This window comes from Streptomyces capoamus, assembly GCF_014654935.1.
Classification (GTDB): domain Bacteria; phylum Actinomycetota; class Actinomycetes; order Streptomycetales; family Streptomycetaceae; genus Streptomyces; species Streptomyces capoamus.
The window spans coordinates 128,219-154,580 of the sequence record NZ_BNBF01000004.1 but is presented as its reverse complement, the minus strand read 5'-3'; the positions used below and the strand labels follow the sequence as shown (position 1 = coordinate 154,580).

General features: G+C 70.1%; 25 protein-coding genes and 1 pseudogene. 11 read left to right on the top strand and 15 right to left on the bottom strand.

Going from position 1 to position 26,362, the window contains the following annotated elements:
* Positions 1-22: 22 nt before the first annotated feature.
* Complete coding sequence (locus tag IE312_RS08800; RefSeq protein WP_189980039.1) at positions 23-733, bottom strand: N-acyl homoserine lactonase family protein; 711 nt, start codon at positions 731-733, stop codon at positions 23-25.
* A 140-nt stretch (positions 734-873) separates the two neighbouring features.
* Complete coding sequence (locus IE312_RS08795) at positions 874-2,166, bottom strand: MFS transporter (RefSeq protein WP_229899358.1); 1,293 nt, start codon at positions 2,164-2,166, stop codon at positions 874-876.
* 427 nt (positions 2,167-2,593) lie between these two features.
* Between IE312_RS08795 and IE312_RS08790 the strand changes: the two genes are divergently transcribed.
* Complete coding sequence (locus IE312_RS08790) at positions 2,594-3,547, top strand: helix-turn-helix domain-containing protein (RefSeq protein WP_189980026.1); 954 nt, start codon at positions 2,594-2,596, stop codon at positions 3,545-3,547.
* A gap of 214 nt (positions 3,548-3,761) precedes the next feature.
* Here IE312_RS08790 and IE312_RS08785 read toward each other — a convergent pair whose 3' ends face one another.
* The 9 genes from IE312_RS08785 to IE312_RS08745 form a co-directional block, all read right to left on the bottom strand.
* Complete coding sequence (locus IE312_RS08785) at positions 3,762-4,763, bottom strand: BtrH N-terminal domain-containing protein (protein WP_189980025.1); 1,002 nt, start codon at positions 4,761-4,763, stop codon at positions 3,762-3,764.
* The gene (locus IE312_RS08780) at positions 4,760-5,566 is read right to left on the bottom strand and encodes a MerR family transcriptional regulator (RefSeq protein ID WP_189980024.1); all 807 of its coding nucleotides are present in this window, start codon (positions 5,564-5,566) and stop codon (positions 4,760-4,762) included. The genes IE312_RS08785 and IE312_RS08780 overlap by 4 nt, the downstream gene beginning before the upstream one ends.
* 275 nt (positions 5,567-5,841) lie before the next feature.
* Positions 5,842-7,041, bottom strand: a complete 1,200-nt coding sequence (locus tag IE312_RS08775; RefSeq protein ID WP_189980331.1) for a PP2C family protein-serine/threonine phosphatase — start codon at positions 7,039-7,041, stop codon at positions 5,842-5,844.
* 346 nt (positions 7,042-7,387) lie between these two features.
* Positions 7,388-7,915, bottom strand: a complete 528-nt coding sequence (locus IE312_RS08770) for a DUF6584 family protein (protein WP_189980023.1) — start codon at positions 7,913-7,915, stop codon at positions 7,388-7,390.
* A gap of 173 nt (positions 7,916-8,088) precedes the next feature.
* Positions 8,089-8,604 carry a hypothetical protein gene (locus tag IE312_RS08765; protein ID WP_189980022.1) on the bottom strand — a complete coding sequence of 172 codons (516 nt, stop codon included), beginning with the start codon at positions 8,602-8,604 and terminating at the stop codon, positions 8,089-8,091.
* An 856-nt stretch (positions 8,605-9,460) separates the two neighbouring features.
* Positions 9,461-9,628: a hypothetical protein gene (locus tag IE312_RS08760; RefSeq protein WP_189980021.1), complete on the bottom strand. Its 168-nt coding sequence runs from the start codon at positions 9,626-9,628 to the stop codon at positions 9,461-9,463.
* Between the two features lie 123 nt (positions 9,629-9,751).
* Complete coding sequence (locus tag IE312_RS08755; protein WP_189980020.1) at positions 9,752-10,045, bottom strand: hypothetical protein; 294 nt, start codon at positions 10,043-10,045, stop codon at positions 9,752-9,754.
* Between the two features lie 64 nt (positions 10,046-10,109).
* Positions 10,110-10,304: a hypothetical protein gene (locus IE312_RS08750; protein WP_189980019.1), complete on the bottom strand. Its 195-nt coding sequence runs from the start codon at positions 10,302-10,304 to the stop codon at positions 10,110-10,112.
* A gap of 56 nt (positions 10,305-10,360) precedes the next feature.
* The gene (locus IE312_RS08745; RefSeq protein ID WP_229899356.1) at positions 10,361-10,825 is read right to left on the bottom strand and encodes a GNAT family N-acetyltransferase; all 465 of its coding nucleotides are present in this window, start codon (positions 10,823-10,825) and stop codon (positions 10,361-10,363) included.
* A gap of 153 nt (positions 10,826-10,978) precedes the next feature.
* On the opposite strand from IE312_RS08745, the gene IE312_RS08740 reads away from it, so the two are divergent.
* The 6 genes from IE312_RS08740 (at position 10,979) to IE312_RS08715 (ending at position 17,739) form a co-directional block, all read left to right on the top strand.
* A complete protein-coding gene (locus tag IE312_RS08740) occupies positions 10,979-11,770 on the top strand; it encodes an SCO2525 family SAM-dependent methyltransferase (protein WP_189980017.1) in 792 nt (263 codons plus the stop codon).
* A 51-nt stretch (positions 11,771-11,821) separates the two neighbouring features.
* Positions 11,822-13,678, top strand: a complete 1,857-nt coding sequence (locus IE312_RS08735; protein WP_189980015.1) for an SCO2524 family protein — start codon at positions 11,822-11,824, stop codon at positions 13,676-13,678.
* 2 nt (positions 13,679-13,680) lie between these two features.
* Entirely contained in the window at positions 13,681-14,601 is a 921-nt protein-coding gene (locus IE312_RS08730; RefSeq protein WP_189980013.1) for an SCO2523 family variant P-loop protein, read from the top strand.
* A gap of 35 nt (positions 14,602-14,636) precedes the next feature.
* The gene (locus tag IE312_RS08725) at positions 14,637-15,629 is read left to right on the top strand and encodes an SCO2522 family protein (protein ID WP_189980011.1); all 993 of its coding nucleotides are present in this window, start codon (positions 14,637-14,639) and stop codon (positions 15,627-15,629) included.
* A 1-nt stretch (position 15,630) separates the two neighbouring features.
* Positions 15,631-16,593, top strand: a complete 963-nt coding sequence (locus IE312_RS08720) for an SCO2521 family protein (protein WP_189980009.1) — start codon at positions 15,631-15,633, stop codon at positions 16,591-16,593.
* A 117-nt stretch (positions 16,594-16,710) separates the two neighbouring features.
* Complete coding sequence (locus tag IE312_RS08715; protein ID WP_189980007.1) at positions 16,711-17,739, top strand: hypothetical protein; 1,029 nt, start codon at positions 16,711-16,713, stop codon at positions 17,737-17,739.
* Between the two features lie 10 nt (positions 17,740-17,749).
* On the opposite strand, the gene IE312_RS08710 is transcribed toward IE312_RS08715, so the two are convergent.
* Together IE312_RS08710 and IE312_RS08705 are read right to left on the bottom strand one after the other, a co-directional pair.
* Positions 17,750-18,229 carry a hypothetical protein gene (locus IE312_RS08710; RefSeq protein WP_229899355.1) on the bottom strand — a complete coding sequence of 160 codons (480 nt, stop codon included), beginning with the start codon at positions 18,227-18,229 and terminating at the stop codon, positions 17,750-17,752.
* An 83-nt stretch (positions 18,230-18,312) separates the two neighbouring features.
* Positions 18,313-19,029, bottom strand: a complete 717-nt coding sequence (locus tag IE312_RS08705) for a TetR/AcrR family transcriptional regulator (protein WP_189980005.1) — start codon at positions 19,027-19,029, stop codon at positions 18,313-18,315.
* A gap of 126 nt (positions 19,030-19,155) precedes the next feature.
* Between IE312_RS08705 and IE312_RS08700 the strand changes: the two genes are divergently transcribed.
* The 3 genes and pseudogenes from IE312_RS08700 to IE312_RS08690 all read left to right on the top strand — a co-directional run bounded on the left by IE312_RS08700 (position 19,156) and on the right by IE312_RS08690 (position 21,780).
* Positions 19,156-20,379 carry a saccharopine dehydrogenase family protein gene (locus IE312_RS08700; RefSeq protein ID WP_189980003.1) on the top strand — a complete coding sequence of 408 codons (1,224 nt, stop codon included), beginning with the start codon at positions 19,156-19,158 and terminating at the stop codon, positions 20,377-20,379.
* Positions 20,380-20,731: 352 nt separating this feature from the next.
* Positions 20,732-20,956 (top strand): annotated as a pseudogene (locus IE312_RS08695) (CBS domain-containing protein); the annotation flags it as partial.
* Between the two features lie 233 nt (positions 20,957-21,189).
* Positions 21,190-21,780 carry a hypothetical protein gene (locus IE312_RS08690; RefSeq protein WP_189980001.1) on the top strand — a complete coding sequence of 197 codons (591 nt, stop codon included), beginning with the start codon at positions 21,190-21,192 and terminating at the stop codon, positions 21,778-21,780.
* Between the two features lie 40 nt (positions 21,781-21,820).
* On the opposite strand, the gene IE312_RS08685 is transcribed toward IE312_RS08690, so the two are convergent.
* The gene (locus IE312_RS08685) at positions 21,821-22,321 is read right to left on the bottom strand and encodes a MarR family winged helix-turn-helix transcriptional regulator (RefSeq protein WP_189979999.1); all 501 of its coding nucleotides are present in this window, start codon (positions 22,319-22,321) and stop codon (positions 21,821-21,823) included.
* 95 nt (positions 22,322-22,416) lie between these two features.
* Between IE312_RS08685 and IE312_RS08680 the strand changes: the two genes are divergently transcribed.
* Complete coding sequence (locus IE312_RS08680) at positions 22,417-22,902, top strand: SgcJ/EcaC family oxidoreductase (protein WP_189979997.1); 486 nt, start codon at positions 22,417-22,419, stop codon at positions 22,900-22,902.
* Positions 22,903-23,071: 169 nt separating this feature from the next.
* Here the strand turns inward: IE312_RS08680 and IE312_RS08675 are convergent, their stop codons facing one another.
* The gene (locus tag IE312_RS08675; RefSeq protein WP_189980323.1) at positions 23,072-26,305 is read right to left on the bottom strand and encodes an RHS repeat-associated core domain-containing protein; all 3,234 of its coding nucleotides are present in this window, start codon (positions 26,303-26,305) and stop codon (positions 23,072-23,074) included.
* Positions 26,306-26,362 lie beyond the last annotated feature (57 nt).

Genomic DNA, 26,362 nt, shown 5'->3' with positions numbered 1-26,362 from the left:
CTCGGCGGATCTCCGACCTGCCCTAGAAGGTGCTCCGCGAGGGTTCCCAGACCGAGCAGTCGTGGGCGAAGAGAACGCGTCGCGGGTCGAATTCGGCGAGTCGCTCCAGCCAGTGCTGGTAGGCGGGAAGCGGCTGCTCGACGCCGTGAAGTGCCGCTCGGCGAGCCAGCTGGTCGGATGCGAAGTGGGAGGCGAAGTCGTGCGCCTGGCCGGCGAGGACCACCGTGCCGTCTCTTTGCTGGAGGATCAGTGACTGATGTCCTTGGGTGTGTCCCGGCGTCGGGATGATCCAGACGCCTGGCCGGACCTCGGCCTCACCGGCGAGCTCCTCATAGGACACGCCAGGAAAATCGATCAACTCGTCGAAGGTGTAGCCGCCGCTGCGGGCGGTGGCCAGCTCGACGTCCTGGACCAGGATGGGCTTGCCGCCCAGGAGGGGGTTCCCGCCGCAATGGTCGAAGTGAAGATGGCAGTTGGCGACGAGGGAGATGTCGTCAAGAGTGACTCCGGCCGCGGAGAGGGCGTCCTGCAAGTCCCGGCGTCGAGGACGGTAATGGCCTTCGGTCTCGGGGTCCGCCTTGCCGATGCCGGTGTCGAAGAGGATCAGACCGTGATCGTGCTGCACCAGGTAGGCGAGCACAGGTTCGACCCTCGGCTGCGGCCCGCCGGTCTCCGACGCGGGCCGGATGAAGTACCCCAGATCAAGCCGACGTACCGACATGTTCTTCCCCATGCCGCCAGCCTGGCAGGTTCGCGTGTTCCGGTCGGCCGGTTCGCCGAGAGCAGAGCCGCCACCGGCCTCATCGGCCGGGAGGTGTTCGGCCTGCTTCGGCGGAAGAGGGCCGCCCCCGGATCGCGTGCGGCGGGGTGGGGTCAGCCACGGGGCAGGAGGAGGCGGGTGAGGGCGGCGGTGACGAGAAGGAGGGCGGCGACAGCGAGGAGGCCCATGCGCATGCCCGGGAGGGAGAAGCTGCCGGCGGGGCCGGACAGCAGGCTGCCGAAGAGGGCGACGGCGAGCGCACCGCCCATCTGGCGAAAGGAGTTGAGCAGCCCCGACGCGGCCCCCGCGCGTTCCTGCGGTACTGCGTCCATCAGCAGCGCGGTCAGCGCGGGCACCGCGACCGCCCCACCGACGCTCAGCGGCAGCAGCAGTACGAGCACCAGCCATACGGGAGTGTGCGCGGTGAGCGGCAGCATGGCCAGCATGGCTCCGCTGAAGACCAGTTGCCCGGCGACGATCACCGGCCGTCGCCCGATCCGCTCCGCCAGCCGCGGTGACACCAGGTTGGTCGCCGTCACCACCGCCGACATCGGGACGAACATCAGTCCGGCCGCCGTCCCCGACATCCCGCGCAGCTGTTGGTAGTACAGCCCGAGAAGGAAGATCCCGCCGTAGAAGGCGGCATTGACGGCGAACCCTACCGCGAGCGGTACGGCCACTCGGCGGTTCGTCAGCATGCCGAGCGGGACCATGGGTTGGCGGTGCCGGGCCTCCGCCACGAGGAAGGCGTACCCGGCCGCGAGGGCCAGTGCGGCGGCTGTCAGCACGGGGCCGCTGGTCCAGCCCAGGTGGCCACCCTCGATCACCGCGAAGGCCAGCCCGGCCAGAGCCACCACGGCGGTGAGCTGCCCGGCGCCGTCCAGCGCGGCGGGCCGGCGCGGGGAGCGCGGTACCCGGACCAGCAGGGCCAGTATGACCGCGCCCACCGGGAGGTTGAGCAGGAAGACAGCCCGCCAGCCGGCCGAGTCGGTGAGCAGTCCGCCCAGCACGGGACCCGCGGCCATCGCCAGCGAGCCGCCGACCGTCCACAGCGCGATGGCGCGGGCACGGGCGCGGGCGTCCTCGTAGGCCTGCCGGATCAGCGCGAGGGAGGCCGGCATCACGACTGCGGCGGCGGCGCCCTGCGCCACGCGAGCGCCGACCAGCACGCCGATGCCGGGCGCGAGCGCGCAGCCGAGGGAGGCGAGGGTGAACAGGGCGACGCCCCAGGAGTAGGCGCGGCGGGCACCGGTCCGGTCGGCGAGGGCGCCCGCTGACAGCATCAGGGCCGCGAACATCAGGGTGTACGCGTCCACCACCCACTGCAGCCCGGCCATCCCGCCGCTGAGGGAGTCCCGGATCGCGGGCAGCGCGATGTTCACGGCCGAGACATCGATGGTGATCACTGTGAACCCGAGCAGCGAAGCGACCAGCGCGACGCCGCTCCGCCGTGGCGCGGCGAGGGGCTCGGGGGGTGGCGCGGTTGCCCGGACGACATCTGCCTGCCGCCGGAGCCCGGGCGCCGGCGACTCGAGGTCGTGCCCTTGGCGGGAGTCGGTGGATCGAGACGGGAACGGGGTGACAGGCATGGTGAACTCCTGGGGACGTACGGGTGACGGTTCTTCACAGCTGACCGGGCGGGCGGTCGCAGCGCGCCGGGGCCGCGGTCCGGTGTCGCGCACCCCCTGGGCTCCCGGCGGCCGGACCGCCCGCTCCGGGGTCAACTCTCCACCCGTGCCCGTCCGCACGGCAGACCGCGCTGTACCCGGGGTGTGGCGTTCCTGGTCCTGACACGGCCCCCTACGACCCTTGACCGCCTGCGACAATGACCGAATGGCAGCAACAACGGATACGAGGGGCACGGAGCTCGGCCGGTACCTTAAGGCTCGCAGGGCGCAGGTACGCCCGGAGGACGTCGGTCTCCCGGCCGGCGGGGGACTGCGCCGCACTCCCGGACTGCGCCGTGAGGAGCTGGCCGCGTTGGCCGGGGTGAGCGTCGACTACTACATCCGCCTGGAGCGCGGCCGGGAGACCAACCCCTCCCCCGCTGTCGTGGACGCCCTGGGCCGCGCCCTGCGGCTGCGCGGCGACGCGTACGAACGCCTGCACGAGCTCGCGGAACTGGCCTCCGGCCGGGTCTCGGAGCTGCCGGCGTCCTCGGAGCACACCGTCCGCGACTCGGTGCTACGCATGCTGGAGTCGGTGCGTCCGCTGCCCGCCTATGTGGTGAGCCGCTACAACCGCGTCCTGGCCGCGAACCCGCCCGGCCGACGACTGATGCCCGGCCTCTGGGAGTGGCCGGAGCACCAACGCAACCTGACCCGCTACCTTTTCCTCCACCCGGTCGGCCGGACGCTCTACGAGCCGTGGGGCGAAACGGTCGCGCTCTCGGTGGCGCATCTGCGCGCGGTCGCCGGGGCCGACCCGGACGACCCCGAGCTGACCGCGCTCGTCGGTGAACTGGTGCTGAAGTCGCCGGAGTTCGCTCGGCTCTGGGAGCGGTACGACGTGTGTGAACGCGGCGGCGGGCAGAAGTCCTTCCGGCATCCGAAGGTCGGACCGATGACCCTGACGTATGAGGTCATGCAACTGGCCCGGACGGGCGGCCAGCGCATGGTGGTCTACCAGGCCGCCCCCGGCACTCCGGACGAGAAGGCCATGCTCCGCTTGGATTCTGCGGACGCCCGACCGGAGTCGGTGCCCTCGGACCATCCGGAGCCGGCCGCCGAGACCTGGCACGCCGGCGTGCCCTCCCTGGCCCATGCCTCCGCTGCCTCCGCCGACTGAGCCGGGGCCGCCGGCCCGGTAGCGACCGGGTGAGCCATGGAGCTGCGACCGCCGGTGGCGCCGAGGATGCCGTCATGGTGTGCGTCGATGCCGTCATGGTGTGCGTCGCAGCGGGATGATGTCCGATCCCCGGGCGGGCCTGGCTGGACGCGCGGTCAAGGGGTGGCCTGCAGGGCGACGTCGGCGGCGCACGGGTCGGTGGGCCAGGGCCGGCTCACGCCGGGGGTTCACCGCCCAGGCGGCTCAGCGCGCGCATGGCCTCGCGTTCGATCCGGGCGATGTCGCCGAGGATCGAGCCCGCCTGGGTGAGGCACTGCTGATCGCCCGTCTCACCGGCCCGCGCGATCAGTGTCGCCGCGTACGTCCACAGGCCGGCCGCCTCGGTGTACAGCGTGTGGCCGGTGCGCAGGTGGTGGCTGTCGAGCAACTCGGTGCATTCGGCGAGGAAGTCGCGGTAGAGGTTGCGGAACAGGGCGCCGCCGGTGCCGGCCTTCTCCATCAGCACGGCGGCCTGGGGCAGGTCCCGCTCCGGGTGGTCGGTGCGCTGGAGCCAGGTGGGCACCAGCCGGCCGGCCTTCTCGACACCGCGGTGACCGAGGTTGGCGATCGGTGGGTCCAGGAACGCGTCGGCGCAGGCGGTGATGGCGGGCACGATCTGTCCGCGCGGGTCCGGCAGGTCCCGCGGCGCGGTGAGGGTGAAGGAGCGGTGCCTGGCGGTCATCGGGCCCCGCGCAGCCCTGGCCCGGGCGAGGCCGTCCAGGCTGACGGACACCGCCCCGCCCTGCTGGTCGGTGTCGACCAGGTAGGCCCTGTGGTCGTCGTAGCCGTACAGGGCGACGACGTGGCCGCCGAAGTGGACCTTCGATCGGAAGTAGTCCAGGTGGTAGCTGTCGAGCTGGAGCCCTACGGGGCGGCCGGCGTCGAGGGCGGCCGTCACGTGCCCCCATGCCTTGCGCGGGGAGGTGGTCTCCTGGACCAGCAGGTCCAGTCCGAGCCTGCCGGCCAGGTTCCTGGTGAGGTCGAAGGGCTTGACCCGCCCGCCGAGGAAGGGGAAGGCCATGGTCTTGCCGTCCCAGTAGAGGAAGGACAGGCCGGAGCCGAGTCCGAACAGCATGGGCTCCGACAGGTCGAGTCCCTGGTGCCTGAGCAGCACCCCCAGGGCCGTCGTCTCGCAGTGCCGCATACCGCGTGCGTCGATGTCCGTCACCGTGGTCATGCCGCGCTCTCCTCGACGGGGACGATCAGCCGGGTGGTGCATTCTCCTGGCGGTGCCTGCGCCGGTCCGACCAGGTACGCCTCGCGTACGGGTGCCAGCGGACGCAGACCGCGCTCATGGACGGCGGCGAAGAGGGCGTGGTAGGCGAGGGGCAATTGGGCGTAGGACCCGACGTGCACGGTCTCGGCGACGGGTCCGCCGGGCAGCACCGCGCATTCCAGGCCCGCCACGCCGTCCGCCTGGGGGATCTGTGCTCCGACGCCGATCCGCATCTGTTCCTCCAGGTCGAGTGGGTACAGCCCCCACAGCGGCGGCTGTCCCGTGGTTCCCCTTTCCCCGAGCCGGGTCAGCAGCCGGCCCATGCACTCCTGCACCGTGGCGCCGATCTGCGCGGGGGTGCACACCGCGCGCACCACCGCCAGTCGGCGTTCCGGCTCCCTGCCCAGCGTCACCTCGTAACCGGGCAGACCGTCCTGCGCCAGCCGCTCCAGCACCTCGAGCCGGGCCCGGTCCCTGCGGATCCGCTCGGCCAGCCGGTCCCGCTCGGCGCCCAGGATCGCCGGCCTGCCCTCGGGCCCGGCAGCCAGAGCCCGGGCGATGACCGCCAGCGGGAGATCCATCTCCCGCAGCAGGGCGATGGTGAGGGCGTCGCGCGCCTGCTCCGGCGCGTAGTAGCGGTAGCCGGAGCCGGCGTCCACGCGGCGGGGAGCCAGCAGTCCCAGGTCGTCGTAGTGCCGTAGCTGCTTCACGCTGAGGCGGCACAGCCGGGCGAAGCGGCCGATGGTGAGAAGTCCGTCTTGCATGCCGTCATGGTGGACTCTCCCACCGTGGGAGAGTCCAGCGCCGAGCCGCGGCGGGGCCGCAGCCGCCTGCCGTCGCGGCCGGTGTCGATGCAGTGCCGGGCCGGCAGCGGCAGGCGGGCGGTCCACCACGCTCTGCCCCGGGTGCCCATCACCGGCGGGCGATGACGACCGCAAGCGGCGGGCTCAGGATCAGCCGGCCGCGCAGGAGCACGACACGCCGCTGTCCCGGGGACCGACGATAGGGACGGCCCGTCCTGCCGCCCGTCGCCGCGAACTCATATGTTGGAGCCGCCGTTGGTCTGGCGCTGTCCCGTACGGCTGCCGTGCCAGTCGAGGACCATGGTGGTGGCGTCGTCGGGAAGGGATCCGGAGCAGGCCTCGTGAACCGCCCGAGTCAGCACGCGGACCACTTCCCGGGGGTGGTCGTCGCGGGTGGCGCGAACCAGGGCGGGAAGGTCGACCGCGGCGGCGGCGCGTTCCCCCATGCCGTCGGTGACCAGGATCAGGCGGTCTCCCGGCTCCAGGCGAAGCCGCTGCACCTGGTAGGTGACGGGGGCGGGCACGCCGAACGGCAGGTTCACCCTGAGGGCCAGCTCCTCCACCCTCCCGTCCCGCAGGCGCAGCGGCCAGGGGTGGCCGGCGTTGACCAGTTCGCAGGCGCCGGATTCCAGTTGGATGCGCAAGAGTTGCCCGGTGGTCATACCGCGGCCGTGATCGGTGATCGCCTGGTGGGCGGCGTACGCCTGGTCGAGGAGGCTCCGCCCGGCACGGCGGGCGCCGCGCAGGGCGTTCACGGTCAGGGTGGCCAGCAGCGCGGATGCGGTGTCGTGGCCCATCGCATCGGTGATCGACAGGTACAGGGCGTCCTGGTCGAGGGCGTAGTCGTACGTGTCACCGCCGATGTCGTCGGCCGGTACCAGGCCACCGACGAGGGTGAACTGCGCGGCCTCACAGCAGGACGCAGACGGCAGGAGCTGGTGCTGGATCTCCGCGGCCAGGCTGACGGTGGTGGTCCGCCGGCTCCAGTGGTACAGGTCGGTGAAACGGCGGTCGGTGACCACGATGTACGCCAACGCGTGGGCGGCCTGCGCGACCGCTTCCCGTACCGCGTCGTCCGCCTCGGGTACGACCAGGTCCAGCACGCCGATGCAGTCACCGCGGTTCGTCACCGGAGCCACCAGCCGGCAGCCGCCCTCTTCGTCTGGCTCCTGCTGCAGACACTGCGAACGCAACACCCGGTCGTAGATGCTGCCCACCAGCTCGAGTCTCTCCGTCGCACCCCGCTCCTGCGCGGCCGTACCGGCTCTTGGCAACCGGACGGCTTCCTGCCCGACCATGTCCACCAGCCAGAACGACACCTCGCTCGCCGAGAACCGTTTCTCCAGGTTGCGTGCCACGACGTCGACCGACTCCACCGGCGCGGCATCCTCCGCCGCCCCCAGCACCTCGTCCAAGCCCAGACCCTCACCGCCCAGGACAGGCACCTCCCAGTCCACCACCTCGACTTCCCGGCAGACCCGTCTCCGATACCGCCCAGTGCAGGCTTGGGCCGGCATCACGGTGGGCGAAGGGGCGCGGGACTGCAGGCTCAAGGGCAACGGCGTTCGCCGGGCCGTGCTCGGCATCGCCCGCCTTTCAGCTCCCGTCAGGTGCACCAGGTCCATGTCCTGGTTACGAGCGCGGACGAAGCACCTGGCCCTGTGACGACGAAGCCACAGCGGCGGCGTGTCCCGCCACAGCGCCGTCGGCGAGAACGGTTCGCAAGATCATGGACGGATCCGAGCGCACCTTCGTCCCGTGCTGGGAGCCGGGTGACCTGGGTCAGTCGAAGAGAGCAACGAGTCCGTTCACCCAGATCGCGAGGAACACAAGGGCCGCCACCAGGCAGCCGAGGCCCGCCAGCACACCGCCGACCGTCCGCGGCTCGGCGGGCGCCTCGTGCTCCCTTTCGAGGTCGTCCTGGTAGGAGGCAGGGTTGTCCCAGTCGACGGGGTGCTCCAACTCCTCGGCACAGGCGGTCCGCACGGCGACCAGCTGTCCCTCCGCGAAAGCGGTGGCGGCCTTCGCCTCGGGGCCCTGCCAGGCGAGGGCCTTCATGCGCCACCCGGGAGACCCGTATCGCGCCTCGAAGGCAGCGGTCTCGTCGGCGTTGCGGTCCTCTTCGAGATACATCCAGCGTCCAGCCTCGGCGGCGTCGCCGTAGAGCCGGTACACCTCGGCCAAACGACGGCGGAGCGTCAGATCCTGCGGGAAGGACGAGATGAGACCGCGCAGGCGCTGGCGCGCGACGGGAACCCGGCCGGCGGCCAGGTCTGCATCGACTCGGGCAAGGGTCTCTCTCAGGGGCATGAACGCATGATCGGGTACCGCACTGAGCTACGTCGACCTGGTTTCGCCGCTCGGCGTTCGCGCGCTCATCTCGCTGAAGTCGAGGTGCTCGGGCCGCCCCCACTTCAGCGAGATCGCATGGCCTTCTTCGAGACCGGCCGCCCCGTGCGCGATCCGCGCCCTGCGGCTACCCGTCAGCCGTGGATGAGCGGCGAACCCAGGAGCTGCTTGGTGATCGGTCCCTGGCCGTCGCCCTCGATGTCGTAGACGACCGTCGAGTCCGAGGACCACCACACGTCGCCGTCATAGAGCGTCGACGGCACGGTGCAGATACTGGCCGGCTCGTCGAGGAACCACGTGTAGTTGTCGTTGACCAGCTTGGTCAGGTCACACGTCCGGCTCGCCTCGATCGCATCCGGGTTGTCCTTGCCCGGGCGGGACTCGAGTCGCGTGGTGATCTTGAAGCTGGTGAACCGCTTACTGAGGTCCACCACCTGGTCGTCGAGGATCTGCCAGCTCACATGGGACTTCGCGGAAATCTGCCCGGAGACCAGCTTGGCCTCATTCGCCACGTAGTACGTCGTGGCAGGCCTCTTGTCCGGGAAGGTGACGGTGAAATCGCTGGTGTTCGTCGCCGCCGAAGCCGGCCCCGCGAGTGCGAGTGTGCCGGCGGCTGCCAGACATACTGCGGTGATGAGCGTCTTACGCACAGAACGTTCCTCTCTCAAACCCGTTCGGGTGTTTCGCCGGGAGGGCAGACAGCTTTCAGGGCCCGAAGTATGCGGACACAGGGCTGCTGCCCAGCTCCCACTGCAAGGCGCGAGTGAGGGGGTACGTCGTATTCCAACCGGTCTTCCCGTCTTCCTTGACGGTCATGCCGGACCGGCTGCCATGAGACGCATTGTGAATTCCTGCGCTTGCAACACCATCGCGTCAGCCATCAGCGTTCCTCCCGTTTTGACAGGAGAAAGGACGCGGTGGTGCAAGCGGCTCCCCCCGTTGCCGTGCCAAATGTGCCGCCCCTGCACGAACGGTGGTCAGCCGCATGCGTGAGGGCGAGCGGGACCACTGTAGGCAAGCGACCACTGGACGGCACAAGAGGCGATTCCAGAGTGGCTGAAAGCGGCCCCTCACTGCCACCGGCTGTCACTCCTGCCACTCCAGTTACCGCAAGCACTCGGGGGGACGGGCGGCGAATCGAGGCTCAGGTGAGGTGGCCGAAAGTGGACTGTGGGGCAGTCGGCTGTGCCCCCAGGTGGCGAAACGCAGCCCGGGCTGACCACGCCCGGCTGCCCGGAGCTTCGCCGCGACGCCGCGATCCAGGCCGCGGCCGAGGGGCGCGAAGCGAGCCCAGCGCCGCACCAAGGCCGCGTGTTCGGTCATCTTCAAAGGGCCGTCACCCCTGCAGGAAGAGACCCATGATGAAGTCATCGTCGAAGTTGCGCGCAAGCGCCGCCGGCGCCGCTGTCCTCGCCGGTATTGCCTTTGCCGCCCCGCAGGCCGTGGCAACGGAGAGGTCCACGAGTAGGCCCGGTGACGGGCTGTCACCGGGCCTACCTCATATGGTCAGCGTCTGCGGGCCCAGCCGGAGCCGATGCCTGCCACGTGCAGCGCCAGAGCAGTCAGCCCCAGCAGCATCACGTTCGTCGAAGAAAACGCATCGTTGGTGCTGAGGTCCGCTGCGTTGATCAGAAATGACACGAAGAACAGCACCGCCGCTGCTATGCCGAGCATGAAGTGAGCTCCTTCCGTAAGGGGTGAAGCCCGTATGCCCGGCTACCGCCACCACAGACGTAGGAACGCGCGGAAACCGGTGCCGTCCGGCGCGAGCAGGTCGGCCCACCCGGTGGCGCGGCCTCAGGCAGGCGCGTGACGGGGACTCGCCGTCTTCTTCGACGCCGCGTGATGCGCGGGCCTGCCCGTCTCGGGGACTTCCAGCCGCCGCAGGGACAGGACTGCGGTGACGAGGAGCCCGCTGAAGACGGCCAGGAGGAGGACGGACACCCACATCTGCCGGCTCCCCGGCGCCTGCCAGCTGGTCCAGGTGGCGCACAACGCCCAGAACAGGGCGCCCCCGGCGTAGAAGGAGCGGATCCGGTGCAGCTGCCGCACGGCCCGCAGGAACATGATGCGCTCGGTCTTCGGTGCCATGCGCAGCCGTGTACCCCGGAGCGCGATGTTCAGCGGTCCGGGTGATCCGTTGCTGCGGTACCGCTCACTGTTCCTCCTGCCGCTCGGTGCGCCCCTCGAAGTCACGCCGCACCGCTGCACCTTCGTCTTCGACCAGTCCCGCACCATCCGGGAGGTCCAGAACGGCACCGCAGTGGTCGCAGAGTGTCCCGTCTTCGGCCGGCGTGCCGCACGCCTTGCAGAACCGGTTGCCTTCGTTGCCATCGGACTTCTGTGGCATGTCACTCCCCAGTGGATCGGGCTCTGTCTGTGAACGATGAGTACCGAGTACCCCGGTCACAGCGCGAGTCTCATGAGGAGGCGGTGCTCGCCGGGGCCGAAGTGGTCCGTGCGGGGGCCGGCGGGGTCGGGCGCGAAGCGCAAGGACTCGTACAGGGTGACGGCCTGGGCGTTGCACGGGTCGACCCAGAGCAGGACGGTGCGCGTGCCCTCGCCGCGCAGTCTCGTCAGCGTTTCGCTCATCAGCTGCCGGCCGAGCCCCTGTCGTCGCGAGGCGGGCGCCACGCCCAGGCTGAAGATCCAGCTCTCCCCCGCGTTCGGCGGTGTGGCCAGTACGTAGCCGCACAGACCTCCGCCGCCTTCCGCGACCAGCAGATGGCCTGCGAACGTGTCCATGAACTGGCGCAGGACCGAATAGGGATACGGGTCGTCAGGAAAGATCTCATGGTCCAGACGGGCTAGGTCGGACAGATCCTGTGTGGCGACCATGCGTACCCGTACCGACGGGCGAAGTGCTGGCATCGGACCAGAATTGCCCGGCGACCGGGGACCTTCAAGTCCCGTCACCGGGTGTCGGGCGACATATGCTGCCGTGCGCCCCCTCATGCCTCCTTCGTTGCAGGGCGAGGAGAGCCACGAGAAGCCCGGGGACCGACCGCGTTGATACCGTGGGGCATGTCTTTGGGATCACCGGGGAATCCGGCGCAGTTGAACGCAGAGGCACGGTGGGACTCCTTCGACCCCGTGGCGTACGTCCGGAAGAACTACCGCACAGTGCTCCCTGTCGACGCGGAGATCATGGCGATCGTCCGCGCACACTTCAGTGATCATTTCCGGAGGCTGCCCGGCCTGCGGGTCCGCGGTATCGACGTCGGCGCCGGAGCCAATCTCTATCCCAGCTTCATGATGCTGCCCTGGTGCGACGAGATCACTCTGCTGGACCGAGCGAGGCCCAATCTGCACTATCTGCAGCAGCAGCTCGGCACGCACGACCACGGTTGGGACGCGTTCTGGCGGGAGTTGTGTCCGGACGACGCCTACGCCACCCTGCCCGGCGGGCCCTGGGAGCGGTTGCGCGAGGTCGCGCGGGTGGAGCAGGGTGACCTGCGTGCGCTGGTCGACCGGCCGGAACAGTGGCAGCTCGGGACCATGTTCTTCGTCGCCGAGTCCCTTTCAACCGCCGCCGAGGAATTCCATGAGGGAGTGGGGTGCTTCCTGCGTTCCCTGGAGCCGGGGGCGCCCTTCGCGGCGGCGTTCATGGAACACTCGGAGGGCTGCTGGGTGGGTGAGACGTTCTTTCCCGCATGTGACGTGAGCGAATTCGACATCCGCGGCAGCATCGAGCAGTTCGCCGAACACCTCGTGATCTACCGGGTCGGTGAGCCCGGGGAGGTGCGTCCGGGCTACACCTGCATGATCCTTGCTTGCGGTTTCCGGCGCGCGGGTAGCTCTCGAACGCGCGGGTAGCTCTTGAAACAGCCGTCTGGCGGCGAGAGGTGATCTGTGAGGGGGCACGGAATGCTGATCGAGCCGCGTCGGCTCCTCCTGGACATCTGGCAGGCCCTGGCCCGTCACTCGTTCGACGAGGGCGAGTGGTCCTGGGGAGCAGGGGGCGGGCTCAGCAGTGTGGCCGATGCGGAGCGACTGCTGTGTCTTCTGCGTCCCGCCACCGAGATCGCGGCGTTCCGTCTGGACGACCCCGACACCACCGGGCCGGATGTGGCACGGGCTTTACGGAACGCGGGCGACCCCGGCGAGATCCCGCGACGTCTCGTGGAGGTCCTCGGCGACTTCATGGCGAAGCACCGCGGCGAGGACGGGCCGGCCTTCGGCGGCGGCTCCTGCTTCGCACCGCAGGATCCCGCGCGTGAACTCAGCGAGGAGCAAAGGAGATTCGGCGTCGTCGACTCCTATTCCGCCTCGGTGAGCCTGTGCCTCGCCGTCCTCGGCTTCCTCCAGGTGTACCGGGGCAGGACCCGACAGACCTCCACCCTCATCCGCGTGGACCGGCTCAGGGACGACACCAGCGCCCGGCTCACCGCCGCCATGGTGGGCCTGCTGCGCTCCTTCACGGTAGGCGTCGTCGACCACTCCTCCGCCCAGGGGCAGGACCTGATCCGGTTCCTCGGACAGGGCCGGCTCTCCGACCGGCAGGTCCTGCGACGCTTCCGGGAGCGCTTCACGTCCCTGCGTGCCCTCATCACCGAGAGCGTCACGCTCGGGCTCGATGCCGACGTCCGTGAGCAACTGCGCAGCGACGAGCGGCTGTTCGAGTGCGGCTGGGCGTGGAGTGTGGTGGAGGACGCCCCCGAGGTGGCGCTGGAGCCGACGACCGCCGAGCACATCGGGAGTCAGCCGCGGGGCGTGGCCTGCCCCGTGCCCTGCCTCTCCTTCACCGTCGTAGCCCTCGACGGGATCGAAGGCCTCTTCTCCGAGCGCACTCTCGTCCTCGGTCTGCTCGACGCCGAGCAGCAGAAGCTGGCCGAGGCTCTGAGACTGCGCTGGGAGATCACCCGGCAGTACTGGTCCGTCGTCGCCCGGTTCGACGAGGACGCCTGGCCGCTGGAGCACCTCCCCCGGCACGCCACGCTCCAGCGACCGGAGCCGGAGTACTTCTCCCTCTGCGCGGCCTCCGTCCTGGTCCACGACCTCATGCGCCACCGCACGAGCGACGATCGCCTCACCCGCATCGTCGGCGTCCTCGAACGCCTCGCCGAACGCGGCCGGATCACCAGCGGCGCCACGCCTGACGACCCGGCCGTCCGCCTGCACGACCCCGGGGTCACCATGCCCCTGCCGGGCAGCGAGAAGTGGGGGCCGGCCATGACATTGAGGAGAGCCGACTTCTCCGCGCAGCTGCTCAAGCGGACCGTCCAACTGTGCGGGCTGTCACGGGACGCCGGTTCACAGGACCGGCTGCTCACGCTCGCCGAGCGCATCCTCGACCATCTCTGGCACCGGCGCATCAGCGACGGTGAAGGCGTCGGCCTGTGGGACGACGTGGTCGCGGTCCGTCCCGCTTCATCCGGTCGCCGGGGGCCGCTGTTGTCCTGGAGCCTCACCCGGTGCGTGACCGAGTGCATGGTTGCCGCGCACGCCGTCCACGGCCAGGAGCCGATCCGCAGCGACGAGCTCTCCGTGTCGGCCCGGGCGGTGATCAGTGAGGCTGCCCACCTCTTCGGCAGGGAACTGATGCGGCAGCCCGCACCCCACAGCCCGAGGAGCGTGGAGTACGGGGGGATCGACGCGGACCTGCGCCGCGCCCGGCAACTGGTCGACCAGCAGCCTGGTACCGCCTACGCCCTGGCTCTCGGCGCCCTGGCGCGTCTCGACGCCCTCGCCCGCGCCCAGGGCGACGGACTCCAGGGGGTGTGACCGTGCTGGTTCTCGCAGCCTCGGACAAGGGGGGCACCGGTCGCTCCGTGACCGCTGCCAACCTGGCCTACCAACGGTCGCTGGACGGGGACGACGTCTGCTTCCTGGACTTCGACTTCGGATCGCCCACCGCGTCTGCCGTGTTCGACCTTCCCGACGCGGTCGTCGGAGCCGATGGACGCGGACTGCACTCGTATCTGCAGGGCCGCACGAGCGAGCCGCTGCGGATCGACGTCTGGGCCCGCACCGAACACCCCGCTCTGCGTGACAGGCCCAGCGGCTCCGGCCGGCTCGTGCTGCTGCCGGGCGACCGCACGGGCGGCGAGTTCCCCTTCGCAGAGGCCGACCGCCACCGTTTCGTGGATCTCGTCCTGCGACTCCGCCACGAATTCGATCTGCTTTTCGTCGACTTGAGTGCCGGGCGCAGCTACGCGGCCGACCTCGTACTCGCCGCCACCTCACCGCACGGCGGTCTCGGCCGGCAAGGGAACCGCTGGCTCGTCTTCCACCGGTGGACCCGCCAGCACGTCATGGCCGCCGCCGAACTCGCTTACGGGAACGCGGGACTCGTGCGGGCGGGGGCGGCCATGGGCCACCGGCCGGAGGTGCTGAGCGGCTCGATCCGTTTCGTCCGGGCCGCCGCACCCGATCTGGAGTCGCCCCCGTGGTCACAGGTGTCGCCCGCGCAGTACGTATGGTTGCGGCAGTGCGAGCAAGTACTAGAGGAACTCGCGGCAGCCCGTGGGATCTGCAAGGCCAGAGTGCTGGCGTCCATTCCACTGGAACCCGTCCTGCAGTGGCAGGAACGCCTCATCACCGACGAGGACGTGCACGACCACGGGATCGCCCACCATGAGACGTTGCGGGCCATGAGGGATCTCGCGCAACGGCTGACCGACGACGAGTTCTGGGGGCCCTGGTGAACGGGTCGGAGTCCGTCTTCAGAGAGACAAGCTTCATGGAGACAAGCGGTGAACCGCGCACCGAGGCACTGCCGTTCTCCCATCTGTCGCTGGAACTGGGCCATGTGTACATGGACGACCTCGTGGAAGACCCCACCCGGCTACGCCGGCACTTCGCGGCCGTGCGGCCCTGGGCGGACGCCGCGCGTGCCGGGCTCGGCACGCCGAACTCCGGCGGACGGCCCCGTGTCAGCACCTGTTTCCTGATCGACGACTACTTCTCCCGCCGGTCCACCCCGGCCGAACTGATACCGCCGCTGCTGGAGGCAGCGGCCGAAGCCGGGCTGACCATCGACTATCTGGCCCGTGAGTCGGCTTGTGCCGGCCCCGTCCCCGGCGGCAGCCGACCACTCGCCGACGGCTCCAGCCGCCGCGGCCGGGCCGAGCCGGCCGACTGGGTCCTGCGACGGCTGGTCGAATCACCGCCGCCCGGCACCACAGGCTTCCGCCCGCCGGCCAGCTGCACCGGCTGGCTGGCCAATGGCCGGCGCTCCCCGTCCCTGCGCGTTTCTCCCGCGCTGAACTCCGCCGGCACCGTCTGGCAGCCGCCCGGCGAGACCGACGCACGAGTCCACTCCGTCTTCCTGGACGTCGAACTGTGGAGCGGCCAGGAAGAGAAGCGCAGTTGGTCCTGCGCCTTCCTCTCCGCCGTCTGGCAGCTGGTCCGCCTCGGTCTGCTGCGCGACGACGGACACGCGGTACTCGCCCCCGCCCCCTGGGAGGACGAGGGCTTCCCGGCCGCATGGGACGCGCTGGCCCCCGTGCTGCGCCTCAACCCGCGTGCCGCGCCCTTCACCGCGTACGTCACCTGCAGTGTCCTGCCGGCCCGCTTCCTGCCCGTGGAGCACGCCGTCCGCGTCATCCTCGACCAGGTCCATGTCGAGAGCGAGGTGCTCGGCCAGGTCGCCATGCGGTGCGCGGCGGAGGGCTTCGGCGTGCCCTCGGAGGTCGTGGACCGGATCTCCTACGTTTTCCCGCCAGGGCTGTGACATGGGCGGCCTCGGCACCCCCTCGGGTCCCGTACTCGCCTGCGGCGAGGTACGCACCCGTCTGCTGCCCACCAGCGACGCGGTGGACGAGCGGACCGCCGAACGGTTGCTGAGGCTGCGCACGGACGAACGGGTCAGGCTGTCCCGGCACCCCAACCGGTACGCCGTCTCCCCCGGCCTCCTCACCGGCGTCGACTGCCGGCCGCCGAGTGTCAACGGCGCCAGTAGCCGTGTGGTGGGCACGGTGACGGCCCGGGCGGTCCTCGTCGAGGGCCGGGTCCTGCAGTCCTCGGCGCACTTCTCCGCTCCGGCCTCCGGCCCCGACCGGCGCCGGCCGTGGGGCCACTACCTGGGCCGGCCCGGCTGCCTGATACCGGTCGGCCGGCTTCCCGCGAGGTCCGTGGCCGAAGGGTTCCTGGCGGGGCCCGGACCGCACGAGCTGGACGTCGGATCGATCGCCGAGAGCCTGATGGCGAGGGTCTGCCGACACCGGATCCTCGACTTCGACCTCCCGCTCACCACCGTGAACACCAGTCTGCGCTGGACCGCCGTGCCGGCCGTGGAGGGGGAGGCGACATCTGTGCTCTTCACCAAGGCCGATGACGGTCTGCGGACCGTCGCACTGCGGCTTCCCCACGGAACCGCGCCGGCTGCCGTGGCCGGGCTGTGCGAGGACCTGGCCCTGCACGACTGGCTGCTGACGACGGTCGCGTACGCGCTGGACGGGCTGCCGGCCGGGCACGAGGACTCCGGGCTCCCCAAGGTGCTGCGTTCCCTAGTCGACCACCTGTTGCACCTGTGGATGCCACGGGGGCATGTCGATCGCACCTTGCACGCCGTCTGGGAGGAGCTGGACGAGCACACGGGCTACAGCAGGCAGTGGAACGTCATGGGCCAGCGCATCCGCGACCAATTGGTGCTCCGCGCCGTCCGGTCGCGGCATCAGCCGTCGGCATGGGACTGACCGCACACTCACCGAACACCGCCCGTACATTCGCCGAACACCGACCACACACTCACCGAACAGTCATCGAACACCGACAGAGCACCATCTACCACCACCTGGCGGGGAGGGGCGGATATGGCCGGAGAGCCGGGCACGCCGGATCCGGGCACGGCGGGCGGGGCGCGGGTACCGCCCGTCGTGCTGAAGACACTGATCACCCTGGTCGTGGGCACGGTCGCCTACGTCCTCACCAACCTGATCGACCAGTCCGAGGACGAGCTGTGGAAGCTCGTCCTCACCAACCTGATCGACCAGTCCGAGGACGAGCTGTGGAAGCTCGCCATGTCCGTCGTCATCGGAGGGTCGGCGCTGATCGTGCAGTACATGGTCGACTTCGAGAAGCGCCTGGGTACGGTCGAGGCCGGCCAACGTCACCAGACTCGGGTGCTCGCGGAGCAGTTCACGCAGCTCAGTGAGGCGGCCGGCCTGCTCAACGAGCTGGACCAGGCCGGCATGAGCACCAGTGACGCCCGACGCCTGATCAAGAGCGCGAGTCAGGTGGGACTGCAGGGCCCGGACATCGTGAAGGCCTTCGCCCGTGCCGAGATCGAGAGTCTCGCCTCGGTCGTCACCGACCTGACCGGGATGACCGCCCATTGGCAGCGGGACAACAACGAGTGGCTCATCAGGCTCACCGGATGTGCGCAGCGCACGATCGACGCCACGAGCAGCTCCGTCGACCGGCCCTTCTGGGACACCGACCCGGCGGGACACTACCTCGACGCGCAGATCGAGGCGATGCGGGACCCCGGGGTGCGCATCCGGCGCCTCTTCATGATCAACGCCGCCGAGGAGGGTGACCCGGACTTCATGGAGATGTTCACGGCGCTCTGCCACGGGCAGCTCGATCTGGGCATCAGGGTGCGCTTCACGGTCCTCTCCCCGAACCGGCACACCCGGTCTGCGGCACGCGACATCGTGATCTTCGATGACGCGGTGTACCTGGAGTTCGAACCGGACCGGCAACAGAGCTACCTCCAGACCAGGCTCGACGCGGACGCCCGTCGGGTCGACGTGCAGGTCAGGCGCTTCGACGACCTGTGGGAGTCCGCCGCCGAGCCGGGCCCCCGGCCGGAACCCCCGGCGCGGCCCGCGGGGCGGTGAGCCCGACACCTCACTCGATTCCGAGAGGGCCGACGCCCAGGTCCTCGCGCATGAGGCGACGCATCCGCGCCATGGCCTTGCGCCGCCGCTCTATCAGGGGCGCGTCGTCGGCGGAGCCGACGGCCACCCCACGGGCGTAGGCGTCGCGGATCGCGCGCAGGCAGTGGAACGCCTCGTTCCCCGCCTCCACGACCGGCGGTGGGCCCACGAGCCAGAGGCGTTCGCTCGCCGTGTAGATGCCGGTGCCGCGCACGGCTTCCCGCACCGCCGCGTCGCGCGCCGACTCGGACATGTGGTCGCCCAGGGCGACGGCCCGTATCTCCTCACCCGCGGCTTTGAGGGCGGAGACGTACTCCGTGTAGACCGCGCGGCGCACTTCCAGAGCGTGCCTGGCCTCCTCCCGTCGCCACCGGTTGCGGTCGGCGATCAGGGTGGCCGCGATACCGATCACGGCACCGGTCAGTGTGGAGAGCAGCGGCGTCCAGTCCATGTGCCGCAGCTTGTCGGAAGCGGTGCGCCGGCACCAGCGGCTCTCGCCGTGCGGGGCTGTGCCCGATACCTCCCCCGCACGCCTCAGTGCTCGCGGCCCGCGTCGGCTGCGAGCTGGGCGGCGGCGTTCTCCAGCAGGGCGTCCAGGACGACCGGGTAGGCGCTGAGCGGCATGCGCGCGGCCAGGAGACGGGCGGTCGCGGCGATGTTCGGGTAGGACTCGGCGGGCAGTCGCGCGTACGTGGACGTCCACATCTCCTCGTCCTTCGTCCGGGCCTCGTGCGTCAGGACGAGTGCTCCGGCGTCCAGGGCGACGAAGGCCAGGCTGAGGTCGATGAAGGCGTGGTAGACGCGGACGGCGGCGGCGTCCGGGAAGCCTGCCGAGCGCAGGATGCCGAGGATCGTCTCGTCGACCGCGATCTCCCGCGGCCGGCCGGTGACCCGGCTGGCGGTCAGCGCGGCGGCCTGCGGGTGGGCGAGGTACGAGGCGTGGATGGCCAGCCCGAGGGAGCGCAGGTCGGCCCGCCAGTCACCGGTGGCGGTCCAGTTGTCCCGAGCCCGTCCCATCAGTTCCTCGCCGATGGCCCGGGACAGGTCGTCCATGCCCGAGAAGTACCGGTACAGCGTGCTGGGGTCGGCGCCGAGTGCGGTGCCGAGGCGACGGGCGGTGAGGCCGGCGGCGCCGTGCTCGCGCAGTACCCGCAACGCGGTCGCGACGATCAGTTTCTCCGACAGCACGGTGCCCTGCCGGGTCGGTCGGCGCCTGCGCCGCGCCGACTCGGGCACGACCTGCTTGGCCATCCGGACCCCGTCCTCTCCGCCGCCACGACGGCGACCCTTATGCCAACACGGTTGACCTTACATCGTGCCATCCCGTTGCATCAGGGCATCCCAGGGCCCGAGCCCTGCACAGGAAAGGTGTCTGACATGCGTGTACTCCTGGTGGGCGCTGGCGGCGTCGGTACGGCCGTCACCCGGATCGCGGCCCGCCGCGACTTCCTGACCCACATGGTCGTGGCCGACTACGACCCGCACCGGGCCGAGGCGGCCGTCGCCGCGCTGAAGGAGCACGGTGACCGGTTCAGCGCCCGGCGCCTGGACGCCTCCGACGAGGAGGCGGTGCGCCGGCTGCTCACCGAGGAGCGCTGCGACGTCCTGCTCAACGCGACCGACCCCCGGTACGTGATGCCCCTGTTCCGCGCGGCCCTCGCGGCGGGCGTGCACTACCTGGACATGGCGATGTCCCTGTCCGCCCCGCACGCCGAGCGCCCGTACCAGGAGTGCGGACTCAAGCTCGGGGACAGCCAGTTCGAGCTGGCCGGGCAGTGGGCGGACGCCGGTCGTCTGGCCCTGGTCGGGATGGGAGTGGAGCCCGGCCTGTCCGACGTTTTCGCCCGGTACGCCGCGGACGAACTCTTCGACGAGATCGAGGAGATCGGCGTGCGTGACGGAGCCGACCTCACCGTGGAGGGCTACGACTTCGCCCCCTCCTTCAGCATCTGGACCACCATCGAGGAGTGTCTCAATCCCCCGGTGGTCTACGAGAAGGACCGTGGCTGGTTCACCACCGCGCCGTTCAGCGAACCCGAGGTCTTCGACTTCCCGGAGGGCATCGGCCCGGTCGAGTGCGTGAACGTGGAACACGAGGAGGTGCTGCTGATCCCCCGCTGGGTGGACGCCCGCCGGGTGACCTTCAAGTACGGCCTGGGCGACGACTTCATCGCCAAGCTGAAGACCCTGCACGAGCTGGGCCTCGACTCCACCGCCGCGCTGTCCGTCCCCGGCGAGGACGGACCCGTCAAGGTCTCCCCGCGCGATGTCGTCGCCGCGTGCCTGCCCGACCCGGCCGGCCTCGGCGAGCGGATGACGGGTAAGACCTGTGCGGGCACCTGGGTGAAGGGCACGAAGGACGGCGCCGCGCGCGAGGTGTACCTGTACCACGTGGTCGACAACCAGTGGTCCATGCGCGAGTACGGCTCCCAGGCCGTGGTCTGGCAGACCGCCGTCAACCCCGTCGTCGCCCTGGAACTGCTCGCCACCGGCGTCTGGACGGGCAGGGGTGTCCTCGGCCCCGAGGCTTTCCCGCCCCGCCCCTTCCTGGACCTGCTGACCGACTACGGCTCTCCCTGGGGCCTGCGCGAGCAGGGCTGACGCCCGGCGGGCCACGTGTCCCGTGGACCGCGTCGGAGCGGCCACCGGGGGCGGACTCCGGGTCGCTGTCGCGTGCCTGCCGTCATGGCCATTCCGCCGGCGACCGGCACGGCCGGCGCGGGTGGTCCGGCGCAGCGGGCCCCGCGTGGACTTCGAGGCGCATACTCGACGCTCGACACCGTCGCCTGCCCCCGGGGCGGTCCGGCCACGACGTGGAGTGTCCTGAACGTCTGCTCGGCGAACTGGTCGGCGTGGATGCGGTGTTCGGCCTTCGCGCCGATCGGTTGGCCACCCTTCGGTCCGGCCGGCGGGTGGTTGACCGATACCGGGTGTTACCCGCCCCGCTGTGTGGGTGGGCGCACTGCCGATCTGCGGCAGCGACGACAAGCTCAAGGTCACCATCGGCGCCGACGACGACGCCGAGGAGATCCTGCGCACCATGACCTCCCACAAGGTCCGCCGCCTGCCCGTGATCGACGGCCGGCGCCTGGTCGGCATCGTCGCTCAGGCCGACGTCGCCCGCGCCCTTCCCGACCCGAAGGTCGGCGACCTCCTCGAGGCGATGTCCACCGACTGAGGCATCCCTGGGGGGAGCGGCCCGGTCCGCACCGTCGCGACCGGGTGGCCGGCGGTTTCGATGCTCTGGGGCCGCGCCGGGCCCGAGTCCGGCCCTGCCTGCGGGCCCCCTCCTGTCGGTGGTGCTCCGTTCGGACCAACCGCGATGGCGGGCCGGCCGGCTGCCCGGTGACAGTGAAGTGGCGCCCGGCCGCCTCGCCCGGGCTGATTCCGCCTGGGTCAAAGGAGCCGGTCATGTCGAGACGCAACACGGTGCTGCGCAGTCTGCACGATGTCGGGCTGGCCGCCTGGTTCGGCGGTTCCCTCATGGGTGCGGTCGGTCTGAACGGTGCCGCCCGCGACGAGGGCGGGACCTGGGCGACCACGGCGAGGATCGCCGGCTCCGGCTGGGCGAAGTGGAGCCCGGTCAACGCCGCGGCTGTCGCCACGCACCTGTTCGGCTCCGGCGGTCTGCTCGCCGCGAACGCTCCGCGGGTGGCGGTCCAGCAGGGTGTGGCCGCCTCCACCCTCGCCAAGACCGTCCTGACGGGCGCCGCCCTCGGAGCCACCGCGTACAGCCGTGTCCTGGGCAAGAAGATGGAATGGGCGGCCTCTTCCGATCCGCAGGACGCCGAGAAGGCCGCCAAGCACCCCGTCGACACCGACAAGGCCCAGCGGCACCTGGCCTGCATGCAGTGGGCCGTTCCCGCCCTGACCGGCGGCCTGATCATCCTCAACGCCCTGCACGGCGAGCAGCAACGCCCCAGCGAGCAGCTCCACGGCGTGTGGGACAGGGCTCGCGCACTGGCGCCGCACATGTCCTTGCCGGGACACCTCACGCACTGACACGAGGTTCCCGCCCCGGACGATTCGTGTACCGCGGAGGTCAGCCGCTGCTTCCGGGCGGGGCGGTCCTCCTGCGCCGGGGTGCGACCGCCTTGCGGATCTCCTCGGTGGCCGCCCTGAACGCGGGCGCGGCGTGCTCGAAGTAGTCGAAGAGCACCGCGCGCTGCTCGGGGGTGTAGCGGGACAGGACCTCGGCGATGTGGCGACGGGCGGGGCCCACGACCTCCTCCACACGGGTGAGCGTGTCGGGGACCGGCTCGACGATCACCCGGCGGCGGTCCTGGGGGTCCGAGGCGCGGCGCGCGTACCCCGCCCGTTCCAGGCGATCGATCAGACGGGTGGTGGCGCCGGTGGTCAGGCCGGTTCTGGTGGCGAGTTCACCCGAGGTGAGCCCGCCCTCCGCCGTGATCAGGCTGAGCGCATACCACTCCGAGGTGTGCAGGCCGGCCGCTTCCGCGCTGGCCAGCCCCTGGAGGCCTACGGCGTCGAGGTATTGACGGAAGATCACGTGCTCGTCCCCGCCGCGCGAGGGTGTTGCCATCGGAGGAGTCCTCTCGTAAATTTATCTGCACGGGTGCAGATACTGCGCATCAGCAGCTTCTGCGTGCAGTCTAGCGAGCGAGGAGACCTCCGCCCATGTCCCACACCACCGCGGACACCGCCGCCGTCACCGCCGTACTGACCGACCTCGTCCGCGCCTGGGAGCGCCACGACGCCGACGCGTACGGCGCGCTGTTCACCGAGGACGCCACCTACATCACCTACATCGGCACCTTCTACCGGGGGCGCCAGGACATCGTGGACAGTCACCGCGTGCTCTTCGGCGGCTTCCTGAAGGGCACCAGGCTCGCGGACGAGATCCTCGACATCCGCTTCCACGGACCCGGCACGGCCGTGGTCAACGGCCGTGGCGACACCTACAAGGGCACACGCCCGCGCAAGCTCACCAAGGTCCAGACGTACACCCTGGTCCGCGAGAGCGACGGCCACTGGCGCATCGCGGCCTTCCACAACACCAAGCGCAGGCCCCTTTTGGAGTCGGTCTCCTTCAGGTTCGCCCCGGCGCTGGCACCCGCCGCGCCCGCTGTCGGGGGGAACGGGCAGCGGGGCCGGACAGGGTGATCCTGTCCGGCCCCGCTGTCGTCGCGTCGGGGTGGCCGATCTACTTGCGTTTCGTGCGTCCTATCACGGCCGCGAGCGCGAGGACCGCGATGATGACGATCACCAGAACCGTGATCGGCGTTCCGGACGGCCATCCCTTGTAGGCCATGGTCACGTGGTTCATTTCACCTCACGAAGTGGCTCGGTCGTAGATTTCCTGGGTTGCGGCTCCGGCCGCCGTCCCACCGAAGGCACAGACGGGGGCCGCGGTACCGCCGGTGATGTAGAGGCACCCCGCCGTGAAGGCCTTGTCCGCGGCGAAGGAGAGCGCCGTACCGGCTGCGTCCTTCCACTGCCCCTGGGAGACCTGGCTGGCGAATTGCCCGATGCTAATGACGTCGGAGGCGAAGCCGACCTTCTTCGAAGCCGACTCCGCGAAGCTCATGAAGGAGGTTCCGGTGGGGTCGATGCGGTTGACGGGGTCGCCGCCGGCGTAGAGGTAGGGGTTCTGTTCCTGGCCGGAGGGGTCGGGCTGGGTGAAGCGGCCTATGTTGGCGTCGTAGTAGCGGGCCTGGAGGTGGTAGAGGCCCGTGGGGTCCTGGTAGTTGCCGGCGAAACGGTAGGGCTGGGCGACCGGTTCGGACGACTGGGCCAGGATGCGGACGCCCCGGGGGCTGTACGTGTAGCTGTCGACCTTGTTGCCGTCGACGTCGGCCAGACCGATCACCGAGCCGAGCGCGTCGGTGAGGTAGTAGTAGGTCTTGCCCCCGGTCGTCATGGAATTCAGGGTGCCCCCGGGTTCCCGGTTGAAGCCCATGTCCGCGCCGGCCGTCGTCTTGGCGGACAGGCCGAGCGGGCCGTTGTGGAAGTAGGTGTCCCCGAGCCTGATCCGCTCGCTCTGGTCGGTGGAACCGTACTGCCCCGCGTACGACTTGCCGTTGACGGTGAGGGACGACATCTGGGAGTGGTCGGTCCACTGCTCGCCGGTGCGCAGGTAGTCGTCGGTGGAGGCGCCGGCGGTCTCGTTGCCGATCTTGTCGTACGACCAGGCGCCGCTGGTGCTGGACTTGGACGTCAGTTCCTGGGCGTCGTTGTAGGTGTACGTGGTGCCGCGCGGGCAGCCTGGGTCGGTTCCCTGGGAGGTGAGGTTGCCGGCGAGGTCGTAGCAGTACTGCCAGGAGTCGCTGATGCTGCCGGCCTTCTCCTCCTTGGCGTAGGAGAAGCGGCCGGCGCCGTCGTAGGAGTACGTGCGCTTGAGCCCGCTCACGTTGTCCGCGCTGGTGCGGATCTTGTTGCCGTCACTCTCGCCGGCGGAGCCGTACTTGTAGGTGTAGTCCAGGTCCACCAGGGTGCCCTGGGCGGAGGTCACCTTGATGTTCTTCGGGCGGCTGGAGGGGTCGACCGCGACCTTCTGAACCGTACCGCCCGGGTAGGTGGTCGTGGTGCGGACGTCGTTCTTGTCGTAGTCGTACGTCGTCACGCGGCCCTGCGGGTCCTTGAGCTCCTTGAGCTTGTTGACCTCGTTCCAGGCGTAGTCGACCTTGCCGGCCGGGTCCTGGTAGTAGTCCACGTTGCCGGCCGGGGTGTAGGCCAGCAGGGTCTGGGAGGTGTCCTGGAGGGTGCGGACCGTTTCCCGCTGGAGCGGGTCGAACTGGTACTTGACCGTTCCGGTGCCGTCCGAGCGCTGGACCAGGTTGCCGTCGCCGTCGTACCAGTACTCGACCTTCACCGTGTTCGGGGAGGTGACCGTGCGGATGCGGTCGAGGTTGTCGTACGTGTAGGTGACGGTCACACCGCGGGCGTCGGTGGCGGACTTGGTGCGGCCCAGGTCGTCGTAGGTGTAGGCCGTCCTGTCCAGCGGCGCCGGGGGCGTGACCGTGTCCAGGTTGCCCTTGGTGTCGTAGTGGAAGTCGGTGGTGACCGTCTTCGAGGCGGTCATCTTCGTCTTCGCCTTGCAGCGCTGGCCCTCGAAGCCGCCGCAGGTGGGGGTTGCGGGGTTGTATTCGTAGGTGACGTTGCCGCCGCCGGTGCCCGTCTGTGCGACGGAGGTGGTGTTGCCCACCGCGTCGTACGTGAACTGGGTCTTCTCGCCGTCGGGGTTGGTGGAGTCCGAGGGGACGTCTCCGCCGGCGACGGTCTGCCAGTGGTTGACCGTGGAGCCGCCCGTGGGTGCCGTCACGGTCTTCAGGTTGTTGCGGTCGTCGAAGCCGTAGTCGGTGGTGTTGCCCGGGGTGGTGCCCGAGCCCATCGCGTCGCTGGCGCTGTCGATGTTGTGGTTCGCGTCGAACTTCGTCGAACGGTGGTGCTGGAGCGCATCGGTGACATCGGTGACCTGGCCGTCACCGTCGTGCTCGTACTTCGTGGCGTGCGTCTCCGGGTCCGTGGCGGTGGTGGTGCCGGCCGCCGTCGGGGAGTCGGCGCTGTAGCCGTAGGTCCAGGTGGGGCCGGTGCTGCCGGAGGCGTTGAAGCCGGTGGCGCGGAGCATGGAGGTGACGCGGTTGGTGTCGTCGTAGGTGAAGACCGTCACCCGGCCCTCGGCGGTGGTGATCTTGTTGATCCGGCCCGAGGTGTCGTAGCCGAACGCGACCGTCTTGCCCTCGGTGTCGGTCGTCGCCGACAGGTTGCCGGCCGGGTCGAGGTTGTAGACGGCGGTACGGCCCGTGTTGTCCTTGGCCTGCCACTGCGACGGGTAGGTCTTGTACAGGTCGATCCAGCGGCCGGAGCGCGAGTCGGAGAGCTTGAAACCCTTGTTCGCACCGTTCTCGTCGTGCTGGTCGACGGTGATCGTGCCGTGGTTGCGATCGGTGACCTTGGTCAGGCAGCCGTTCGCGTTGTACGTCTCCTTGACGCCCGACTTCCACTTCGTCAGCGTGTAGGTGCCGTCGGAGTTCTTCTTCAGGTCCTGCGAGTAACCCTTCGGGGTGGTGAAGGAGCCGTCGCTGTTCTTCTTGAAGCGGACCGTCGCACCCGAGGCGTCGTAGAGGATCACCTCGGTGGAGGAGACCGACAGGTAGCGCTCGTACTGCTGCCACCAGCGCTGCGAGACCCTGCCCCACGGGGCGTCCAGCGAGTTGTAGGTCCGGGCCAGCCGCAGGCGTTGGCCCACGCCGGCGATATCGAAGTCCGTCGCCGTCAGCATCAGGTTGCCGGTCGAGAAGTCGATCCTCGCCGTCAGCGCGTCCGTGATCGCGAAGCTCGTGTAGCGGTGCCACGGCACGTCGCCCTGGCCCTCCGGGACCAGGTTCAGCACGGACGCGGCCGATGCCGTACCCTCTGGCTTCGACTTCCCGGCCGACGCGCCGGAAGCGGGGTCCTTGACGTGGGCACGCTGCTCGCGCAGCCACGGCAGGTACACCGCGTCCGTCGGGTTCTTCGACGGCTGCGACTTCACCGGACGGTTCGCGCCGACCTTCACCGGCGGCATCGTGAAGTCGGGACTGTTCTTGCCCCAGGCCGAGACGGACTTCGGCGCCGCGAGGGC

What these genes read in the sequence shown, in the direction of transcription:
- IE312_RS08685 (WP_189979999.1), bottom strand. Translation starts at nt 22,321, where the DNA reads ATGGCAACACCCTCGCGCGGCGGGGACGAGCACGTGATCTTCCGTCAA.
- IE312_RS08675 (WP_189980323.1), bottom strand. Translation starts at nt 26,305, where the DNA reads ATGCCGCCGGTGAAGGTCGGCGCGAACCGTCCGGTGAAGTCGCAGCCG.
- IE312_RS08745 (WP_229899356.1), bottom strand. Translation starts at nt 10,825, where the DNA reads ATGCCAGCACTTCGCCCGTCGGTACGGGTACGCATGGTCGCCACACAG.
- IE312_RS08700 (WP_189980003.1), top strand. Translation starts at nt 19,156, where the DNA reads ATGCGTGTACTCCTGGTGGGCGCTGGCGGCGTCGGTACGGCCGTCACC.
- IE312_RS08735 (WP_189980015.1), top strand. Translation starts at nt 11,822, where the DNA reads ATGCTGATCGAGCCGCGTCGGCTCCTCCTGGACATCTGGCAGGCCCTG.
- IE312_RS08755 (WP_189980020.1), bottom strand. Translation starts at nt 10,045, where the DNA reads ATGGCACCGAAGACCGAGCGCATCATGTTCCTGCGGGCCGTGCGGCAG.
- IE312_RS08790 (WP_189980026.1), top strand. Translation starts at nt 2,594, where the DNA reads ATGGCAGCAACAACGGATACGAGGGGCACGGAGCTCGGCCGGTACCTT.
- IE312_RS08680 (WP_189979997.1), top strand. Translation starts at nt 22,417, where the DNA reads ATGTCCCACACCACCGCGGACACCGCCGCCGTCACCGCCGTACTGACC.
- IE312_RS08720 (WP_189980009.1), top strand. Translation starts at nt 15,631, where the DNA reads ATGGGCGGCCTCGGCACCCCCTCGGGTCCCGTACTCGCCTGCGGCGAG.
- IE312_RS08710 (WP_229899355.1), bottom strand. Translation starts at nt 18,229, where the DNA reads ATGGACTGGACGCCGCTGCTCTCCACACTGACCGGTGCCGTGATCGGT.
- IE312_RS08800 (WP_189980039.1), bottom strand. Translation starts at nt 733, where the DNA reads ATGGGGAAGAACATGTCGGTACGTCGGCTTGATCTGGGGTACTTCATC.
- IE312_RS08750 (WP_189980019.1), bottom strand. Translation starts at nt 10,304, where the DNA reads ATGCCACAGAAGTCCGATGGCAACGAAGGCAACCGGTTCTGCAAGGCG.
- IE312_RS08740 (WP_189980017.1), top strand. Translation starts at nt 10,979, where the DNA reads ATGTCTTTGGGATCACCGGGGAATCCGGCGCAGTTGAACGCAGAGGCA.
- IE312_RS08770 (WP_189980023.1), bottom strand. Translation starts at nt 7,915, where the DNA reads ATGCCCCTGAGAGAGACCCTTGCCCGAGTCGATGCAGACCTGGCCGCC.
- IE312_RS08705 (WP_189980005.1), bottom strand. Translation starts at nt 19,029, where the DNA reads ATGGCCAAGCAGGTCGTGCCCGAGTCGGCGCGGCGCAGGCGCCGACCG.
- IE312_RS08780 (WP_189980024.1), bottom strand. Translation starts at nt 5,566, where the DNA reads ATGCAAGACGGACTTCTCACCATCGGCCGCTTCGCCCGGCTGTGCCGC.
- IE312_RS08760 (WP_189980021.1), bottom strand. Translation starts at nt 9,628, where the DNA reads ATGCTCGGCATAGCAGCGGCGGTGCTGTTCTTCGTGTCATTTCTGATC.
- IE312_RS08690 (WP_189980001.1), top strand. Translation starts at nt 21,190, where the DNA reads ATGTCGAGACGCAACACGGTGCTGCGCAGTCTGCACGATGTCGGGCTG.
- IE312_RS08785 (WP_189980025.1), bottom strand. Translation starts at nt 4,763, where the DNA reads ATGACCACGGTGACGGACATCGACGCACGCGGTATGCGGCACTGCGAG.
- IE312_RS08725 (WP_189980011.1), top strand. Translation starts at nt 14,637, where the DNA reads ATGGAGACAAGCGGTGAACCGCGCACCGAGGCACTGCCGTTCTCCCAT.
- IE312_RS08715 (WP_189980007.1), top strand. Translation starts at nt 16,711, where the DNA reads ATGGCCGGAGAGCCGGGCACGCCGGATCCGGGCACGGCGGGCGGGGCG.